Here is an 18,277-nt window from a genome sequence, read left to right as displayed (position 1 = left end):
TTTTAAAAGCTACTTTCTTTGAAGAAAGTAGCTTTTTGTCTAGGCATTTTCTGTGCTTGTATTATCACTTTGAGATGGATTTAGATTATAATGTGCTCTAACTAGGTCTTCTATTTCTTTAACTACATCTGGGTTGTCGTTCAACCAGTTTTTAACATTTTCTCTTCCTTGTCCTAGTTTCATATCGTTATAACTGTACCATGCTCCTGATTTTTTGATTATGTCTATTTCTGTTGCTATATCTAAAAGATCTCCTATTTTAGATATTCCCTCTCCATACATTATATCAAATTCACATTGCTTAAACGGCGGTGCTACTTTATTTTTTACTACCTTCACTCTCGTTCTACTTCCTAGTACTTGATCCCCTTGTTTTATTACATCTACTTTTCTAACATCAAGTCTTACTGAGGCGTAAAACTTTAGAGCCCTACCACCTGTAGTTGTTTCTGGATTTCCAAACATAACCCCTACTTTTTCTCTTAACTGATTTATAAATATAGAAATACATTTAGATTTGTTTATAGCACCAGCTAATTTACGAAGTGCTTGAGACATAAGTCTAGCTTGTAGTCCTACGTGTGATGCTCCCATTTCCCCTTCTATTTCTGCCTTTGGAACAAGGGCTGCTACAGAGTCCACAACTATTACATCTATAGCTCCACTTCTAACTAGAGCCTCTGCTATTTCAAGAGCTTGCTCTCCTGTATCAGGTTGTGATACTATTAGACTTTCTATATCAACTCCTAAAGCTTTTGCATAAACAGGGTCTAGTGCATGTTCTGCATCTATAAAAGCTGCTATTCCACCTTTTTTCTGTGCTTCTGCGATAACACTTAGTGCTACAGTAGTTTTACCAGAAGATTCTGGCCCATATATTTCTATTATTCTACCTTTAGGTAAGCCTCCTATACCTATAGCAATATCTAAGCCTATACAACCTGTAGATATCGTTTCTATAGTCGCTTTAGAAGCTTCTCCTAGTTTCATAATAGAACCTTTTCCAAAGTCTTTTTCTATCTCTGCCAACGCTCTTTCTAAAGCTTTCTTTTTATCATCCATACTTAATACCACCTTTCCTCGACAGAACAAATGTTCTAAAATCATTATATAATACATTCAAATTATAGTCAATTATATTTGGTAAAAAATTTATGACTATAAGATTATATAGAAGGATAGATAACGATCCTACCTTTATATTATTTTCCAAAAATTTAAAAAAATAACAATAACTCGCATATATTTTTCGAATTATTGTTATTCAATATTAGTTTAATTTTACTTCTTTTCAGTTATTAATGATCTATTTAAATAAATGTAATCGTACCCAGAGTATATAGTAAGTATTAAGGCTATCCACAATACTATATTATAAAAAGGTATTTGCAACAAAACCATAAGTATAGATACTATTTGTGATATTGTTTTATATTTTCCCCATTTACTAGCTGCTATAACTATACCTGATGATGATGCTATTGCCCTTAATATACTTACAGCGAACTCCCTACATATTATTATTATAACCATCCATGATGGAACTAGTTGAAGCTCTACCATACTTATAAGAGCAGCAGCAACCAAAATCTTATCTGCAAGTGGATCCATAAATTTCCCAAAATTAGTTATCATATTATATTTTCTAGCTATATAGCCATCTAAAAAATCTGTTACTGATGCTATAGAAAATATAATAGCACTAATAGGTAAAGAATTTTTAATACCTGACAATATAACTACAATAAATAATGGAACTAACAAAATTCTTCCAAGTGTTAATTTGTTAGCTAAGTTCATTAGTTATCTCCCCCACTAAATCATACTCTAAAGCCTCTATTATTTTCACATTTATAAAATTTCCTATTTTAAGTTCTTGTTTTGTTCTGATATATACAACTCCATCTATATCATAGGCATCTTCATAACTTCTACCCATATATAATCCATCTTCTATTTTTTCATCTATAAGTACAGAATATATTCTGCCTAATTTATTTTGATTTTTCTTAATAGATACACTCTGCTGCAAAAGCATAAGTTCGTCCTTTCTTCTATGTTTCGTTTCTTCATCTATTTGACCTTTTAGCTTAGCAGCTGCAGTCCCTTCCTCCATAGAGTAGGTAAATACACCTAGCTTATCAAATTGCACTTCTTTAACGAAATCTTTTAATTCGCAGAATTCTTCTTCTGTTTCACTTGGGAATCCAACTATTATAGATGTTCTAAGTATAGCATCTGGAATATGCTTTCTTATAAGTGAAATTTTATCAATTAAATCCTTCTTATTTGTTTTTCTATTCATTAACTTCAAAATCCTGTCATTACAATGCTGTATTGGAATATCAAAGTAATTACATATTTTTTTATTATCAGCAATGACTCTAACTATATTCTCATCTATAGCTTCAGGATATGAATACATTACTCTTATCCATTCAAGTTCATCAATTTTAGATAATTCTTCGAGTAAAACGTGTAACTTTGGCTTACTATATAAATCTTCACCATATCTGGTTGTATCTTGAGCTATAACTATTAGCTCCTTTACTCCTGATGCTGCTAATTCTCTAGCTTCATTTAGTATATCCTCAATTTTTCTGCTTCTATATTTACCTCTTAATGTTGGTATTATACAATATGTACAATGATTATCACACCCTTCTGCAATCTTCAGATATGCCATATATTTTGGTGTACTTATATATCTTGGTAAGTTCTCATCATATACAAAATCTATTTCATCTAAAAGTACTATATTCTTTTCTCTTGAAAGCTCCTCAACTATTTCACCTATTTTAGGATAGCTTGCAGTCCCTAATATAGCATCTACTTCAGGTAATTCATTCTTAAGATCTTGACTATATCTTTGAGCTAAACATCCAGTAACTATTAAAAGTTTCAAATTTCCTGTTTTTTTGTACTGTGCTAGTTCTAGTATGCTGTTTATAGATTCTTCCTTAGCTGACTCTATAAAGCCACAAGTGTTTACTATTATTATATCTGCTTCTTCAAATTTTCCTATAAGTCTATATCCTTTGTTTCTCAATATTCCTAACATTATCTCTGAATCAACTAAATTCTTAGAGCATCCTAGAGATTCTAATGCTACTTTTAAACTCATTTATATTACTCCTTTCATTTCGCGACTTGCTTTCAGTTATATTCTTATATATATTACCATGTAATACTTCCAATTGATATACTTTTAGTTCTCAGAATTTAAACTATGAGCTATTCACCTACTGAACTTGTATATTGTTCTTTAGAAAGCAATACTTTTCTTGGTTTGCTTCCTTCATTAGGTCCGACTATTCCTCTTTGTTCCATTTCATCTATAAGTCTTGCTGCTCTATTATATCCTACTCTGAATTTTCTTTGAAGCATAGACGTTGAAGCTTGTTGTAATGACACTACAAACTCTATTGCCTGTTCTAGAAGCTCATCATCAGATGAGTTATCTACAGTTATATTCTTGTTTATATTTTCTATTATATCTTCTTTATAATGTATTTCTTCATCTATCTGTCCTTTTATATACTCAACTACAGTTTCTACTTCTTTTTCAGATATAAAGGCTCCTTGAAGCCTTATTGGTTTTGATGCTCCAATAGGATAAAATAGCATATCTCCTTTACCTAATAATTTTTCTGCACCACCCATATCTAATATGGTTCTTGAATCTGTTTGAGATGATACAGAAAAAGCAATTCTCGACGGTATATTTGCTTTTATGACTCCTGTAATAACATCAACAGATGGTCTTTGAGTTGCTACAATCAAATGCATTCCTGCTGCTCTAGCCATTTGGGCTAATCTACATATTGCATCTTCTACTTCATTAGCACTTACCATCATCAAATCAGCAAGCTCATCTATAATAATCACAATACTAGGCAACTTATCTTCTGCCTTTTCATTATAACTATATATATCTCTAACTGAACTATCAGCAAATAACTTGTATCTCTTTGTCATTTCATTTACAGCCCAAGCCAATGCACATGCCGCTTTCTTAGGGTCAGTAACTACAGGTATTAAAAGATGTGGTATTCCATTATAGTTTCCAAGTTCTACAACTTTAGGATCTATCATTAAAAATTTAACTTCATCTGGCTTTGATTTATATAATATACTTGTTATTAATGTGTTAACGCAAACACTTTTTCCAGATCCTGTAGCACCAGCTATCAATAGATGAGGCATTTTAGAAATATCTGTAACTATAGGCATTCCCGATATGTCTTTTCCAAGTCCGAAACTTAATTTCGATTTACTATCTACAAACTCTTTTGATTCTATTACTTCTCTTAAAGTTACTAATTGTATTTCATCATTAGGAACCTCTATTCCGATGGCAGATTTTCCTGGTATCGGTGCTTCTATCCTTATGCTTTTAGCGGCAAGGCTTAGAGCTATGTCGTCTGTTAAACTTACTATTTTGCTTACCTTAACTCCTGACTTAGGTTGTATTTCATATCGAGTTATGGTAGGACCTTTAGTTACTTGATTTATACTTGCTTCAACTCCAAAATCTCTTAATGTTTTTTCTAACAACTTAGCATTTTTAAGTATTTGCTTTTTATCTTTGTTATCTGATATATTATTTTGTTTAGCCAAAACATCTATTGGTGGGATTTTGTAATCTAAATATTTAGGATTAGCATTAGAAAATACAATATCTATATTATCATTGATAGTTTCTTGTTTTTGTTCAGAATCCAATGCATTTTCTTTCAAACTCGTTTTTTCTTCACTAGGTGTTATATGGGAATTGTTGTTAAAATCTATAATTTTAATTTCTGTATCATTTTTATCTAATTTGTTATTATATGTATCATCTGATTTATTTTCAATAGAAGCTTTATTTCTTCTAGTAGGTTTATCCTTTTTCTCAACCATAACAAAATCAACTATAAGATTTTTTACACTGCTAAATATATCTACGAGGAAAATTCTAATTTTTTCAATTCCCTCTTTTAAAGAAATATCAAAGCTAAATAAAGTAATCACGATTATAAAAAATATACTAAGTATGTAAGATCCTATTATTCCAAACAACTTTATAAAATAGTAAGCAATTATAGTGCTGAATACCCCACTTCCTTTTCCCTCTATCGCCATCCTAAAAATACTTCTTAAATTCTGTGCCGAAAATGGAGAGTCTATAGGTATAAAGTGGTTGTTATTTACACCATAAATAAGCATAATTATAAATATAAAAAAATTATATAGCTTATACTTCTTTATTTTTTTTATATTTTCAGATTGAATTAAGTTAAGAACTCCTAATAAAATAATTACATAGGGTACAATAATCGATAACCTAGAAAAAAAACCTAAAAACATTATCCTAATAAAATAACCTATTGTTCCCATAGACTCTGTTTTTAAACTGAAGGAAAGAAACAATCCGAAAAAAATCAATGCGATAGAAACAAATTCATCTTTTAAGTTGCCATCTAACTTAAAACCTTCCTTTATTTCATTATCTACATTTTTTCTCTTTCTTCTTTTTCTCATATATTTCACCTCTTTATTGTATTAAGTTGTTTTTATAATGAATAAAAGTGTTAATGCCTAAGGACACTAACACTTTTTGTTTAATTATATCACATTATTTATTTTCCTGTGAAATTAATTTTTGTAAATATGCTAATGCATCCTTCAAGCCACCTACTTGATTTATCAATTTATATTTTACAGCTTCTTCTCCTATTAAAACACTACCTACATCGCTAACTAATTCATCTCTTGAATTCATAAGTTTTACGAATGTATCTCTGTCTATATCAGATGTTCTAGTCACAAAATTTATTATCCTGTCTTGCATTTTTCTAAAATATTCAAATGTTTCATTAACACCTATAACTAATCCATTCATTCTAATAGGATGAATAGTCATTGTAGCTGTTGGTGCAATGAATGAATAGCTTCCTGATGTAGCAAGGGGAACTCCTATACTATGACTTCCACCTAACACTAGTGTAACTACATGCTTAGACATACTATTTATAAGCTCTGCTATAGCAAGTCCTGCTTCAACATCTCCACCTACTGTATTTAATATCACTAATACTCCTTTTGTTTCCTTACTTTCCTCTAAAGCCACTAGCTGTGGAATTATATGCTCATATTTTGTTGATTTTTTCTGTGGTGCTGACATAATATGGCCTTCTATTTCCCCTACTATAGTTATACATTGAATTTCTTTACTTTCTGCTGTAGGTAAATTTGTAACTCCATATTCTTTGATATTTTCTGATGTAAGTTTATTTTTTACTGTTTCTTCACGAGTTTTTTTATCCATTTTTTCCTCCTGAGACTCAATTAATTTTTACAAAGATCTGCCACTTATACAAAATCACATTTTTAGTTTATCCAATATAGTAACTTAATACACTTTCAAAATAAAAATAAAGACTATCAATAGATAGCCTTTATTTCAGATAATCTAAATTCTCTATGAAGAGCATTTACTGCCTTTTTAATATTGTTTTCTTCCACTAGTATTGATATTGTCATATGTGAGTCTGAGGTTTGTAGTATTTTAATGTTTTCTTTAGTTAATGTCTTTACAATTTGAGCCATTACACCTGGTATTCCTGTTATCTTAGATCCTATTAGTGTAACTTTAGAACAATCTTTTACTATTTTATATTCTACTTTATATGAATCTAATATCTGTTTCAATATATTAGTCTTATCACTATCTATTGTGAATATCTTTTCTTTAATAAAGAAGTTAATCATATCCATACTTATATTATTTTTTTCTATATCAGTTAAAATATCTGTAAACAACTCTTCTTGACAATTTTCGATTAAGATTTGAGTTAATCTATTTTTGTGAGCTACTGCAGTGATTAATTTACCATCTTTACTTGATTTATAAGTATCTATATTATGAGTTATACATCCACCTATACTAGTTCCCTCACTTGGATTAAATGTATTTTTTATCTTAACGATTATATTATTATTTTTTGCAATTTCTACAGCTCTTGGATGAATTACCTTAGCTCCTTTATCTGCCATTTGAAATACTTCATCATAATTTATATTTGTAATTACCTGCGCACTATCTTCTATTCTAGGATCTGCTGTCATTATCCCATCTACATCAGTATATATTTCTACAACTTTAACATTTAATCCAGCTCCTAATATCACTGCTGATGTATCGCTTCCACCTCTTCCTAGTGTGGTAACTTCTCCAGAACGTGTAATTCCTTGAAATCCAGTAACTACAACTACTTTGCCCTCTTTCAAATTTTCTATAACATTAATAGGATCTATTTGTATCACAGATGCATCTCCATATTTTTCATCTGTAACTATCCCTGCTTGACCTCCAGTAAGAAGAATTGAATCTAATCCACCTCTTTTTAAAGTATGTACCAGTATCGACCCTGATATTATCTCGCCACAAGACATTATCAAATCTAGTTCTCTATCTGATACAACTTCATTAGCTTGTTTACATAATTCTATTAATGTATCAGTTGCATAGGGAGATCCACTTCTTCCCATAGCTGAAACAACAACCACAACATCGTATCCTTTTTCTTTTGTGTCCTTGATAATATTAGATACTTCAATCATTTTTTGATGAGATTCTACAGATGTTCCTCCGAACTTTTGAACTAGTATATTCATTTCTAATCCTCCCATCATCAAATGCTTCCTTCATAATCTATTATTATCATGTCATTTCCAATCTTTTTGATGTTCTTCCATGGAACTTCCATGAATTTTTTATCTCTTTTTAAAGAAAAAATACTTCTATCTCTCGGTATGATCAAAGATAGTATTTTTCCATTGGATTCATCTATTATTAAATCTGATTCAGCAATAATTCCTAATCTTTCTCCTGTGGCTAAGTTGACAATCTCTTTCCCCGCGATAGAAGATAACTTCATAAAAAATCACCCCTGTATTTTAATATTTCAATTTCTGTAAAACTATAATCTCCACATAACTATTAATATTTATGTTTCTAGAATATTTATTATTCCTATATTTGATTTCTAGGATAGTGAGTGATCATCAATAGTTTATACAATTTTTAATTGACTTTAAATATATTGCTAAGTTTCCCTACCTTATAACCTCTATCTATTATTATATCTATTATACTTTCTAGTGTTTCTACTGTAGCTTTAGTTGGGTGAATCAAAACTATGCTATTATCTTCCATATTTTTAGATTTTACTCTTTCTATTATTTTTGTAGGATTATCCTTATAAAGCCAATCTGCAGTATCTATATTCCACTTTACTGTTATATAATCAAGATTTGATGCTGCCTCTAAGGTATGTTTGTTAAACGATCCTGATGGTGGAGAAAAAAATATAGTCCTTTCTCCAATTATATTTTCAATAGTTTGTTTAGCCTGTTCAATTTCTTTATAGTTATTTTCGTAATCAAGTTTTGCGTAATCAAGATGTTTAAATCCGTGGTTTCCTATTTCATGACCCGATTTTTTTATCTTTAATAATAAGTCTGGATATTTATCCGCCCATCTTCCAGTCACCATAAATGTTATGTGTACGTTATTATCGTGTAGTATATTTAACATATCCTCTATATACTCATTTCCCCAGTCAACATTACAGGTTATCGCTACATACTTAGAACCCTCATTATTTCCTTTTTCATAAGGTTCATTCATTGTTTTAAATGCACCTATACTGTAATTGTATATAGTTGATATAGATAATATGGTAACTATAGCAATTAAAATCAAAAACTTCTTTTTATTTATTATTACAACCAAACTTTTCACCCCTTTTTACCATTTTTCATATATACTTATTAATTTGTATCAAAATTTATGCAAAAAAAATAAGCACACTTTAGTGCTTATTGTTAATTACTTTTCTTCAATTTGCTCATCTTTTTCGAGTAGTATTTTTCTTGATAAATTTATTCTTCCTTGCTTGTCTATTTCTGTAAGTTTAACTTCAACTTCATCTCCTATTGCCAATACATCTTCTACCTTTTCTACTCTCTCGTTAGATATGTTAGATATGTGAAGTAATCCTTCTTTTCCTGGTAATATTTCTATAAATGCACCAAAATTCATTATTCTTGTAACTTTTCCTTTGTAAGTTTCTCCAACTTCTGGTTCTTTAACTATACCTTCTATTATTTGCTTAGCTTTGTTACCCATTTCTGAATCACTAGAAGCTATGAATACAGTTCCGTCTTTTTCTATGTCAATTTTTACCCCTGTATCCTCTATGATCTTTGTTATAGTTTTTCCTCCCGGTCCTATAACATCTCTAATTTTATCTACGTTTATAGACATCTTTATTATTCTAGGAGCATATGGTGATATTTCTTCTCTAGGTTTATCTATCGTCTTTTTCATTTCATCTAGTATATGGAATCTGCCTTTTTTCGCTTGATCTAATGCACTCTTTAATATATCTTTGTCTATTCCTTTTATTTTTATATCCATTTGTATAGCTGTTATACCTTTTTCAGTTCCAGCTACTTTGAAATCCATATCTCCTAAGAAGTCTTCCATACCTTGTATATCTGATAAAATTGCTACATTATCATCTTCCTTTATAAGACCCATAGCAATTCCTGCAACCATCCTTTTTATAGGTACTCCTGCATCAAGTAAAGCCAATGTACTTCCACAAACACTAGCCTGAGATGTCGAACCATTCGAGCTTAATACTTCAGAAACTAATCTTATAGTGTATGGAAATTCCTCTTGACTTGGTATCATAGGTTCTAGTGCTCTTTCAGCTAAAGCTCCATGTCCTATTTCTCTTCTTCCTGGACCTCTTAAAGGTCTTACTTCTCCAACGCTGTATGAAGGGAAATTATAATGATGCATATATCTCTTATTTTCCTCATCCTCTAGACCATCTAGTACTTGAACCTCACCTAAAGCTCCTAATGTAGCCACTGTTAAGACCTGAGTTTGTCCTCTTGTAAACAGTCCTGAACCATGAGTTCTTGGAAGTAAGCCAACATCGCACCATATACTTCTTATTTCATCTGGCTTTCTGTTGTCAGGTCTTATGTTTTCATTTATTATCATGCTTCTAACTTGCTCTTTAGTTATGCTGTATAAAACCTCTTCTACATCCTTCAAATTCTCAGGATACTTTTCTTCAAAATAAGCTAATGTTTCTTCTTTGACCTTCTCCATATTATCTATTCTTTCCAATTTTTCTACAGTCTGAATAGCATCTTTCATTTTAGATGTAGCGAATTCTCTTACTGCTTGTTCTATTTCTTCATCTGGTCTATACAATTCAACATTTTGCTTTTCTTTTGCGACTTCTTTAGCTATACCTTCTATAAAACTAACTATTTCTTTTATTTGCTCATGAGCAAACATTATTGCATCTAACATAAGTTCTTCTGATATTTCATTACCACTAGCTTCAACCATCATTATTGCATCTTTAGTACCAGACACCACTAAATTTATATCGCTTACTTCTTTTTGTGCAGACGTAGGATTTACAATAAATTCTCCATCTATTAAACCTATACATACAGATCCTGTAGGCCCTTCAAAAGGTACATCAGATATAGATAGTGCAACCGAAGAACCTATCATAGCTACTATATCTGGAGTACAGTTTTGGTCTACTGACATAACAGTTGCAACAATCTGAACATCATTTCTGTATCCTTTAGGGAATAGAGGTCTTATTGGTCTATCTATAAGTCTAGATGTTAAGATTGCCCTTTCTGAAGGCCTTCCTTCTCTTTTTATAAATCCTCCAGGTATTTTTCCTACAGCATATAATCTTTCTTCATAATCAACACTTAACGGAAAGAAATCTATACCTTGTCTAGGCTCTGATGAAGAACAAACATTCACTAATACTACTGTATCTCCATATCTAACCATACAGCTTCCATTTGACATCTCACATACTTTTCCGATTTCCACCGAAAACTTTCTTCCGGCTAAATCCATCTCAAAATTCTTATACATAATTTACCTCCTCTCATAGGTAACAATACTACAAAATTTACCTTTAGTAAATATCCTATTTTAACATTTTATGTAGTTATTATAACCCTATGTACATTACAAAATTAAAGAAAATTATAGAAAAAGAGCAGGTTTGCCTGCTCTTTACTATTTTCTTAATCCTAATTTTTGAATTAAACTATTATATCTATCTAAGTTTTTGCCTTTTAAATAGTTTAATAAGTTTCTTCTTTTACCAACCATTCTTAAAAGACCTCTTCTTGAGTGGTGGTCTTTTTTATGAGTTTTTAAATGTTCATTTAACTCATTGATTCTAGCTGTTAACATAGCTATTTGAACTTCTGGAGATCCAGTATCTCCTTCATGAGTTTTGTACTCGTTGATTATTTCTTGTTTTTTAATAGTATCTAACATTTATAAACACCTCCATAATTATTATCCCCTATTCCCAAGTATTCGTCGGTGATTCAAATACTTAGCAAAGGTTCATGTCTTATAGGATTGTACCACATTTTATTTTATATGTAAATAGTTTTTTTATTTCTGATGTATTCTATATCTTTTTTCATTTGGCTAGTCAGTTCATTTAATGAGTGAAATTTTTTTTCATCTCGTATCCTCTCTATAAAATGTATAATAATTTCCTCTTCGTATATATCTCTATCAAAGTCTAAAATATATGTCTCTATAGAAAGTGATCTATTTCCTATCGTTGGGTTTAAGCCTATATTTGTTGCACCGTAGTAAACTTTATTCTTGAAATATATTTTAGTATAATATACTCCCTTTTTAGGAATAACTACATCTTCATTTATCTGGATATTAGCAGTAGGAAAACCCAACCTTCTTCCTAACTTCATGCCATGAATTACTTTTCCTTGTAAACTATAGTATCTTCCTAAAAATTCTTTTGACTTATCGACATCTCCATTCTCAATCATTTTTCTTATTATACTACTACTTATTCTGGTTCTATTTATTTTTATAGGTTCTACTATTTCTACATTTATATCATATAGAGTAGCTATTTCCTTTAACATACATGAATTTCCTGATTTATTCTTTCCAAACGTAAAGTCGTGTCCTATAACTATTTCCTTCGCTTTCAATTTATTCACTAAAATTTTTTCTACATATTCTGCTGGTGATAAGTTCGTGATATAGCTATCAAATGGAATAGACAAGCAACAGTCTATACCTATATTTTTTATGAATAGATATTTTTCATCTAGGGTGGTAAGACTTTTAACTGTTCCAGCCCTAAAAAAATTCATTGGGTGATTTAAAAATGTAAATACTATACTCTTCAAATTTTCTTTTTTAGCTTTATCAACTACTTTTTGTATTATCCGCTGGTGTCCTAAGTGAACTCCATCAAAATTACCAATAGTTATGATAGTAGGCTCTTTTATACATAAATCATCTAGTGTTTTTATTATATGCATATCAACCAGCTCCGAAATTATATAAATAATTTAAAGTTCCTAAGCAACATATTATCTACTTCTGCTATTTTGCCGATACCATAAAACTTTCCGTTACAATATACCCTTACTAGTTCTTCTTTTGTATATGTGCTTTCTTCAACGTCAATTAAGCCTTTTTTAGATACATAAGCTCCATTTAAAAAAGATTTCAAAGCACTTTCTTTTATATGTATGCTTTTATATTCATCTAAACAAAAATCTACATCAAATAAATATTTACCTTGATCTTTATCTTTGTACTCTTGTAGTTCTTCTAATGTAATAGAATTTGTAATTTTAAAAGGCCCTGAAGATGTTCTCAGTAAAAAAGACATATGTCCACCACAGCCTAATTCATCTCCTATATCTTTACATATGCTTCTTACATAAGTTCCTTTAGAGCACGTAAGGTCAAACAATATTTTGTTATTTTTTATACTTAATATCTCTAGGTGTTTTATAAATACTTTTCTAGATTTTATGTCTATATCAGTTTTTCCTTGTCTAGCAAGTTCGTATAGTTTTTTTCCATTCATTTTTATAGCTGAATATACGGGAGGCGTCTGATATATCTCTCCCTTGAATTTTTCAAATGCTTTTATTATGTCTATATCGCTTATGCCTTTTACTTTTTTTCTTTGAACTACACTACCAAATGAATCATATGTGTCTGTTTCCACTCCTAATGTTAGCTCCGCCCTATATGATTTCTCTTTATTTAGTAAAAGATCAGCAATCTTAGTTCCTTTGCCTATGCATATCGGTAGAACTCCTGCAGCATTAGGATCTAGTGTTCCTGTATGACCAACTTTTTTTATAGACATTATTTTTCTTACATTATGAACAACATCATGAGATGTCATTCCAGTTGGCTTTAATATGTTTATTATACCATTCATTATATCACTCTCTTAAATATACTTTATAGTTTCTCTCAAAACTACCTCTTTAGCGTCGTTTAAAGACATATTTATAGTACATCCTGAAGCTCTTTTATGACCTCCACCTCTAAATTTCCCAGCAATTTCATTGACATTTACGTAGGATTTAGACCTAAAACTCACTTTAATTTCATTTGGAGATTTTTCTTTGAACAGTATACCTACTTCTACACCAAATATATCTCTTGCATAGTTAACAATTCCATCTATATCATTAAAATCCACATTATATTTGTTCATAATTTCTTTAGTTACCTGTATATATGCTATCCTTTCCTCTAATACATTAAGTGTTCCTATAACTTCTCCGATTAATTTAACTAAATTTAAAGGATTGCTTTGATATATGTTTTCGATAATATTTTGCTTATCTATGCCTATATTTATTAAATTAGATGCCATAACAAAACTACTTGGAGTTGCATTAGAGTACATAAAATTACCAGTATCTGTTATTAATCCTGTATATAAACATTTTCCTATTTTCTTATCTATTAGATTTTCATCTATAGCACATATTATATTATATATAAGCTCACACGTAGATGATGCTTTAGAATCAACGTAATTTATATTGCCAAAACTATCATTGCTTGCGTGATGATCAATATTTATTATACTTTCCGCATTTTCTTTTATAGATTGACTGCAACAAAGTCTAGACTTATCTCCACAATCTAGTGATACTAATATGTAATTTTGTAGCTTGATATCATCTGACTTGTTGATTGTAACTTCATTGTAGAGAAATTTTAAATTTTGAGGCAAGACATCATCTATAATTATATACACTTCTTTATTCAAACTCCTAAGGGCGTGATAAAGAGCTGTAGACGACCCTATACTATCTCCATCAGGAGAATAATGGGAAGTGATAACGATAGTTTCACTTCCTTTTATTTTTTCAATAAGATTATTCATTTTCATCATTCTCTTTCTGAAGATGTAAGTTTTGTATAAGTCTAGACATATGAATTCCTTTTTCTATAGACTCATCGAGTTTAAATATTATTTCTGGTGTATACCTTAATTTAATTTGTTTTCCTACTTCTCTTCTTATAAACCCACTAGCATTTTTCAAACCATCTAGTGTGTTGTTTTTTTCACTTCCTAATACACTGATATATACATATGCGTACTTCAAATCAGATGTAACATCTACGTCAACAACACTAACTAAAGATGTTACTCTTGGGTCTTTTATATCTTGAAGTATTAGTTTGCTTACAACTTTTTTTATCTCTTCACTTATTCTTTTAGTTCTAGGATATGCCATAATATCAACCTTTCTACACTATTTTCTCTCTATTTCTTTCATAGTATATGCTTCAATAATATCTCCTTCTTTTAAATCATTGAAATTTTCTATCGACATACCACACTCATATCCATACGCAACTTCTTTAGCATCATCTTTGAATCTCTTTAAAGATGATAAGTTTCCGTCGTGTATCACAATTCCATCTCTAACTAATCTTACCTTAGCATTTCTAACTATTTTTCCTTGAGTTACATAACATCCCGCTATAGTACCAGCACCAGAAATTTTAAATACAGCTCTTATTTCAGCCTTACCTAATTCCTCTTCAATGTATTCTGGATCTAACATTCCTTTCATAGCCGCTTGTATATCTTCTATAGCCTTGTATATTATTCTATAAGTTCTAACATCTACTTTTTCCTTTTCAGCTAAAGATTGGGCACTTGTTACTGGCCTTACATTAAATCCTATAATTATAGCGTTTGAGGCTGATGCAAGCATTATATCAGATTCTGTTATAGCTCCTACTCCTGCGTGTATTACCTTAACAGCTACCTCATCATTTGTTAATTTTTCAAGAGATTGTTTTACTGCTTGTACAGATCCTTGTACGTCTCCTTTTACAACTATATTAAGTTCTTTTAGTTCTCCCTTTTCCATTTGCTTAAACAATTCATCTAGCGAAACCTTCTGTGTTGCCTTCATCTGTTCTTCTCTTAGTTTTTCTTTTCTTTTATCAGCTATACTTCTTGCTAGCTTATCATTTTCCACAACAACAAACTGATCTCCACTTTGTGGTACATCTGAAAGCCCTAATATTTCTACAGGTGTGGATGGTGTTGCTTCTTTTATTCTTTTACCTAAATGGTTTATCATTGCTCTTACTTTACCATGTCCTATTCCAGCTACTATTGAATCTCCAACTTTAAGTGTACCATTTTGAACTAAAACTGTAGCAACAGGTCCTCTCCCTTTATCAAGTTGAGCTTCTATTACTGTTCCCACAGCCTTTCTATTTGGGTTAGCCTTTAGTTCTTCCATTTCTGCTACTAAAAGAACCATCTCCAAAAGAGTATCTATATTTTGACCTTTTAGAGCTGAAACTGGCACAGAAATTACATCTCCTCCCCAGTCCTCTACAAGAAGTCCTTGATCAGCTAACTCTTGCTTTACTCTATCAACATTAATATTAGGTTTATCTATTTTATTTATAGCTACGATTATAGGTACATTAGCTGCTTTTGAGTGATTTATAGCTTCAATAGTCTGAGGCATTATACCATCATCAGCTGCAACTACTATTATAGATATATCTGTAACTTGCGCTCCTCTAGCTCTCATAGATGTAAACGCTTCATGTCCAGGAGTATCTAAGAACACTATTTTTTTCCCATTTATATGAACCTCAGAAGCTCCTATATGCTGAGTAATTCCTCCTGCTTCCTTTGCAGTAACATTAGTTTGTCTTATAGCATCAAGTAAAGAAGTTTTTCCATGGTCTACATGACCCATAACAGTTACTATAGGTGGCCTTGGTTGTAAATCATTTGGGTCATCTACTTCAACTTCAAGTAAAGAGTCTTCATTGTCATCATTAGATACTTCTTTTTCTACCTCATACCCAAACTCTAAAGCGATAAGTTCTGCTACATCAAAATCTATTTCTTGATTTATAGTTGCCATAACTCCTATCTGTATAAGTTTCGTTATAACCTCAGCAGAAGTTTTATTTATTAATTTAGATAAATCTTGTACAGATATTTTTTCACTTATCATAATTTTAGGCATACAGTTCTCTTCCTCTTCTCTATTTATTGAATTATCTTTTTCATCCGCACTTCCTAGTAATTCAAAAACTAGTTTAGCTTCATCATCTTCTAATGTACTCATATGATTATTTACATTTATTCCTAGTGTTTCCATTTGTTCTATTAATTCTTTGCTAGATATTCCAAGTTTTTGTGCTAGCTTATAAACTCTCGTCTTCGACAAAAGCTTCACCCCCTATTAATTCTTCCATTTTTCTTGCTAATTTCTCATCTTTTATTCCTACGACTGCTCGCTCATACTTTCCTATTGCTTTTCCTAATTCAGTCTTAGTAGCAAATATGCAATATTTAATATTCCTGAATTTTGATTTATCTATAAATAGCTTTTTCGTATTATCTGAGGCATCTTGTGCTATTATTATTAACTTCACTTTTCCTTTTCTTAATTCAACTAATGTCGTATCATCACCAGAAACTATATTTCCACCTTTAGCTGCTAAGCCTAAGAAAGAAAGTGCTTTACTTTTCACTACTATTTATTTCCCCTCTCAATTTATCATATACCTCTTTTGATACTTCCATCTTAAATGCTCTATTTATAGCTTTTGTTTTTATTGCCTTTTCCAAGCAATCAATGCTATTGCATATATATGCCCCTCTACCATTTGCCTTCCCAGTTTGGTCTACAAAAATATCTCCTTCTTTTGTTTTAACTATCCTTATTAAATCTCTTTTGTTGTCTCTATCCTGGCAAGATATGCATTTACGTTGGGGTATTTTTCTTTGTTTCAAAGTATACTCCCTCCTTGTTTTGTTATATTTTATTAGCTTGGCTTTCACTCTTAATATCTATCTTCCAACCAGTAAGCTTTGCTGCAAGTCTTGCATTTTGACCTTCTTTTCCAATAGCTAACGAAAGCTGGTAATCAGGAACTATAACTTTTGCACTTTTTTCAGTTTCATCTATTTCTACTGATAAAACTTTAGAAGGGCTAAGAGAGCTTAGTATGAACTCCTCTGGATTATCACTATATTTAATTATATCTATTTTTTCACCCTTTAGCTCATCAACTACATTCTTAACTCTGCTTCCCTTTGGTCCTACACAAGAACCTATTGGATCTATATTCTCATCATCAGAGTATACAGCTATCTTTGTTCTTGATCCAGCTTCTCTTGATATTGACTTTATTACAACAACTCCATCATATATCTCTGGAACCTCAAGTTCAAATAATCTCTTAACTAATCCTGGATGACTTCTTGATAATATTATTTGAGGTCCTTTTGAGCCCTTTTTAACTTCTAATATATAACACTTTATTCTTTGTCCTATTTCATATACTTCTCCAGGTATTTGTTCTGTTTGATTTAATACTCCCTCTACTTTTCCTAAAGATACATATACAACACCTTTATTTACTCTAGCAACTAAACCTGTTACTATTTCACTTTCTTTATTTATAAATTCTCCAAATATAACTTCTCTTTCAGCCTCTCTAATTCTTTGTACAACAACCTGCTTTGCTGTTTGTGCTGCAATCCTTCCAAAGTTTCTAGGTGTAACTTCAAATTCTACTACATCTCCTAGCTCATATTTTCCACCAAATTTTTCTTTGCTTTCTTCTAAGGAAATTTCTAAAAAATCATCTTCCACTTCTTCTACTACTTTTTTCTGAGAAAATACTTTAACATCGCCAGTTTCTCTATCAATTTGAATTCTTACATTTTGGTACGATCCAAAATTCTTTTTATATCCAGATACTAATGCTGCCTCTATAGTCTCTATCAGTATCTCTTTTGACACTCCTTTTTCCTTCTCTAATTGATCTAAAGCCTCTATAAATTCTCCGTTCATATTTAAT

At 30.7% G+C, this 18,277-nt stretch carries 18 protein-coding genes; all 18 read right to left on the bottom strand.

What is annotated here, in order from left to right:
- Positions 1 to 39: 39 nt before the first annotated feature.
- Positions 40 to 1,062, bottom strand: coding sequence for a recombinase RecA (recA, locus tag CLOTH_RS02165; protein WP_331721961.1), 1,023 nt, complete (start codon positions 1,060 to 1,062; stop codon positions 40 to 42).
- 219 nt (positions 1,063 to 1,281) lie between these two features.
- Positions 1,282 to 1,800 (bottom strand): CDP-diacylglycerol--glycerol-3-phosphate 3-phosphatidyltransferase, encoded by a 519-nt coding sequence (gene pgsA / locus CLOTH_RS02160; protein WP_079410778.1) that lies wholly within the window; start codon positions 1,798 to 1,800, stop codon positions 1,282 to 1,284.
- Positions 1,787 to 3,124: a 30S ribosomal protein S12 methylthiotransferase RimO gene (rimO, locus tag CLOTH_RS02155; protein WP_079410776.1), complete on the bottom strand. Its 1,338-nt coding sequence runs from the start codon at positions 3,122 to 3,124 to the stop codon at positions 1,787 to 1,789. Before rimO ends, pgsA begins: the two co-directional genes overlap by 14 nt.
- 110 nt (positions 3,125 to 3,234) lie before the next feature.
- The gene (locus CLOTH_RS02150) at positions 3,235 to 5,523 is read right to left on the bottom strand and encodes an FtsK/SpoIIIE family DNA translocase (RefSeq protein WP_079410774.1); all 2,289 of its coding nucleotides are present in this window, start codon (positions 5,521 to 5,523) and stop codon (positions 3,235 to 3,237) included.
- Positions 5,524 to 5,617: 94 nt separating this feature from the next.
- A complete protein-coding gene (locus CLOTH_RS02145) occupies positions 5,618 to 6,310 on the bottom strand; it encodes a ClpP family protease (RefSeq protein ID WP_079410773.1) in 693 nt (230 codons plus the stop codon).
- A 116-nt stretch (positions 6,311 to 6,426) separates the two neighbouring features.
- Positions 6,427 to 7,659: an aspartate kinase gene (gene dapG, locus CLOTH_RS02140; RefSeq protein ID WP_079411079.1), complete on the bottom strand. Its 1,233-nt coding sequence runs from the start codon at positions 7,657 to 7,659 to the stop codon at positions 6,427 to 6,429.
- Between the two features lie 17 nt (positions 7,660 to 7,676).
- Positions 7,677 to 7,922 carry a YlmC/YmxH family sporulation protein gene (locus tag CLOTH_RS02135; protein WP_079410771.1) on the bottom strand — a complete coding sequence of 82 codons (246 nt, stop codon included), beginning with the start codon at positions 7,920 to 7,922 and terminating at the stop codon, positions 7,677 to 7,679.
- A 146-nt stretch (positions 7,923 to 8,068) separates the two neighbouring features.
- On the bottom strand, positions 8,069 to 8,779 hold the full coding sequence (locus tag CLOTH_RS02130) for a polysaccharide deacetylase family protein (RefSeq protein ID WP_079410769.1): 711 nt from the start codon (positions 8,777 to 8,779) through the stop codon (positions 8,069 to 8,071).
- Between the two features lie 96 nt (positions 8,780 to 8,875).
- On the bottom strand, positions 8,876 to 10,975 hold the full coding sequence (locus tag CLOTH_RS02125; RefSeq protein ID WP_079410767.1) for a polyribonucleotide nucleotidyltransferase: 2,100 nt from the start codon (positions 10,973 to 10,975) through the stop codon (positions 8,876 to 8,878).
- Between the two features lie 147 nt (positions 10,976 to 11,122).
- On the bottom strand, positions 11,123 to 11,389 hold the full coding sequence (rpsO, locus tag CLOTH_RS02120; RefSeq protein WP_079410765.1) for a 30S ribosomal protein S15: 267 nt from the start codon (positions 11,387 to 11,389) through the stop codon (positions 11,123 to 11,125).
- Positions 11,390 to 11,493: 104 nt separating this feature from the next.
- Positions 11,494 to 12,420, bottom strand: coding sequence for a bifunctional riboflavin kinase/FAD synthetase (locus CLOTH_RS02115; protein ID WP_079410763.1), 927 nt, complete (start codon positions 12,418 to 12,420; stop codon positions 11,494 to 11,496).
- A gap of 17 nt (positions 12,421 to 12,437) precedes the next feature.
- The gene (gene truB / locus CLOTH_RS02110) at positions 12,438 to 13,340 is read right to left on the bottom strand and encodes a tRNA pseudouridine(55) synthase TruB (protein WP_079410761.1); all 903 of its coding nucleotides are present in this window, start codon (positions 13,338 to 13,340) and stop codon (positions 12,438 to 12,440) included.
- Between the two features lie 12 nt (positions 13,341 to 13,352).
- The gene (locus CLOTH_RS02105; RefSeq protein ID WP_331721960.1) at positions 13,353 to 14,303 is read right to left on the bottom strand and encodes a DHH family phosphoesterase; all 951 of its coding nucleotides are present in this window, start codon (positions 14,301 to 14,303) and stop codon (positions 13,353 to 13,355) included.
- On the bottom strand, positions 14,296 to 14,658 hold the full coding sequence (gene rbfA, locus CLOTH_RS02100; RefSeq protein ID WP_079410757.1) for a 30S ribosome-binding factor RbfA: 363 nt from the start codon (positions 14,656 to 14,658) through the stop codon (positions 14,296 to 14,298). The genes CLOTH_RS02105 and rbfA overlap by 8 nt, the downstream gene beginning before the upstream one ends.
- Before the next feature lie 18 nt (positions 14,659 to 14,676).
- The gene (infB, locus tag CLOTH_RS02095; protein ID WP_079410755.1) at positions 14,677 to 16,635 is read right to left on the bottom strand and encodes a translation initiation factor IF-2; all 1,959 of its coding nucleotides are present in this window, start codon (positions 16,633 to 16,635) and stop codon (positions 14,677 to 14,679) included.
- Positions 16,613 to 16,942 carry a L7Ae/L30e/S12e/Gadd45 family ribosomal protein gene (locus tag CLOTH_RS02090; protein WP_079410753.1) on the bottom strand — a complete coding sequence of 110 codons (330 nt, stop codon included), beginning with the start codon at positions 16,940 to 16,942 and terminating at the stop codon, positions 16,613 to 16,615. The genes infB and CLOTH_RS02090 overlap by 23 nt, the downstream gene beginning before the upstream one ends.
- Positions 16,932 to 17,204, bottom strand: a complete 273-nt coding sequence (gene rnpM, locus CLOTH_RS02085; protein ID WP_079410751.1) for an RNase P modulator RnpM — start codon at positions 17,202 to 17,204, stop codon at positions 16,932 to 16,934. The genes CLOTH_RS02090 and rnpM overlap by 11 nt, the downstream gene beginning before the upstream one ends.
- Before the next feature lie 22 nt (positions 17,205 to 17,226).
- A complete protein-coding gene (nusA, locus tag CLOTH_RS02080) occupies positions 17,227 to 18,270 on the bottom strand; it encodes a transcription termination factor NusA (RefSeq protein WP_079410749.1) in 1,044 nt (347 codons plus the stop codon).
- Positions 18,271 to 18,277: the final 7 nt, after the last annotated feature.

Origin of the sequence: Alkalithermobacter paradoxus (genome assembly GCA_002029295.1) — a bacterium.
Taxonomy (GTDB): Bacteria; Bacillota; Clostridia; order Peptostreptococcales; family Peptostreptococcaceae; genus Alkalithermobacter; species Alkalithermobacter paradoxus.
Note: the sequence above shows the minus strand (reverse complement) of the source record. Positions and strands in the feature narration are given on the sequence as shown.

Bases quoted from the DNA above. Each gene is read 5' to 3' on its own strand.
- truB (WP_079410761.1), bottom strand. From the start codon at position 13,340: ATGAATGGTATAATAAACATATTAAAGCCAACTGGAATGACATCTCAT.
- rbfA (WP_079410757.1), bottom strand. From the start codon at position 14,658: ATGGCATATCCTAGAACTAAAAGAATAAGTGAAGAGATAAAAAAAGTT.
- CLOTH_RS02115 (WP_079410763.1), bottom strand. From the start codon at position 12,420: ATGCATATAATAAAAACACTAGATGATTTATGTATAAAAGAGCCTACT.
- CLOTH_RS02145 (WP_079410773.1), bottom strand. From the start codon at position 6,310: ATGGATAAAAAAACTCGTGAAGAAACAGTAAAAAATAAACTTACATCA.
- pgsA (WP_079410778.1), bottom strand. From the start codon at position 1,800: ATGAACTTAGCTAACAAATTAACACTTGGAAGAATTTTGTTAGTTCCA.
- dapG (WP_079411079.1), bottom strand. From the start codon at position 7,659: ATGAATATACTAGTTCAAAAGTTCGGAGGAACATCTGTAGAATCTCAT.
- CLOTH_RS02105 (WP_331721960.1), bottom strand. From the start codon at position 14,303: ATGAATAATCTTATTGAAAAAATAAAAGGAAGTGAAACTATCGTTATC.
- rimO (WP_079410776.1), bottom strand. From the start codon at position 3,124: ATGAGTTTAAAAGTAGCATTAGAATCTCTAGGATGCTCTAAGAATTTA.
- recA (WP_331721961.1), bottom strand. From the start codon at position 1,062: ATGGATGATAAAAAGAAAGCTTTAGAAAGAGCGTTGGCAGAGATAGAA.
- rpsO (WP_079410765.1), bottom strand. From the start codon at position 11,389: ATGTTAGATACTATTAAAAAACAAGAAATAATCAACGAGTACAAAACT.
- CLOTH_RS02150 (WP_079410774.1), bottom strand. From the start codon at position 5,523: ATGAGAAAAAGAAGAAAGAGAAAAAATGTAGATAATGAAATAAAGGAA.
- nusA (WP_079410749.1), bottom strand. From the start codon at position 18,270: ATGAACGGAGAATTTATAGAGGCTTTAGATCAATTAGAGAAGGAAAAA.
- CLOTH_RS02125 (WP_079410767.1), bottom strand. From the start codon at position 10,975: ATGTATAAGAATTTTGAGATGGATTTAGCCGGAAGAAAGTTTTCGGTG.
- CLOTH_RS02135 (WP_079410771.1), bottom strand. From the start codon at position 7,922: ATGAAGTTATCTTCTATCGCGGGGAAAGAGATTGTCAACTTAGCCACA.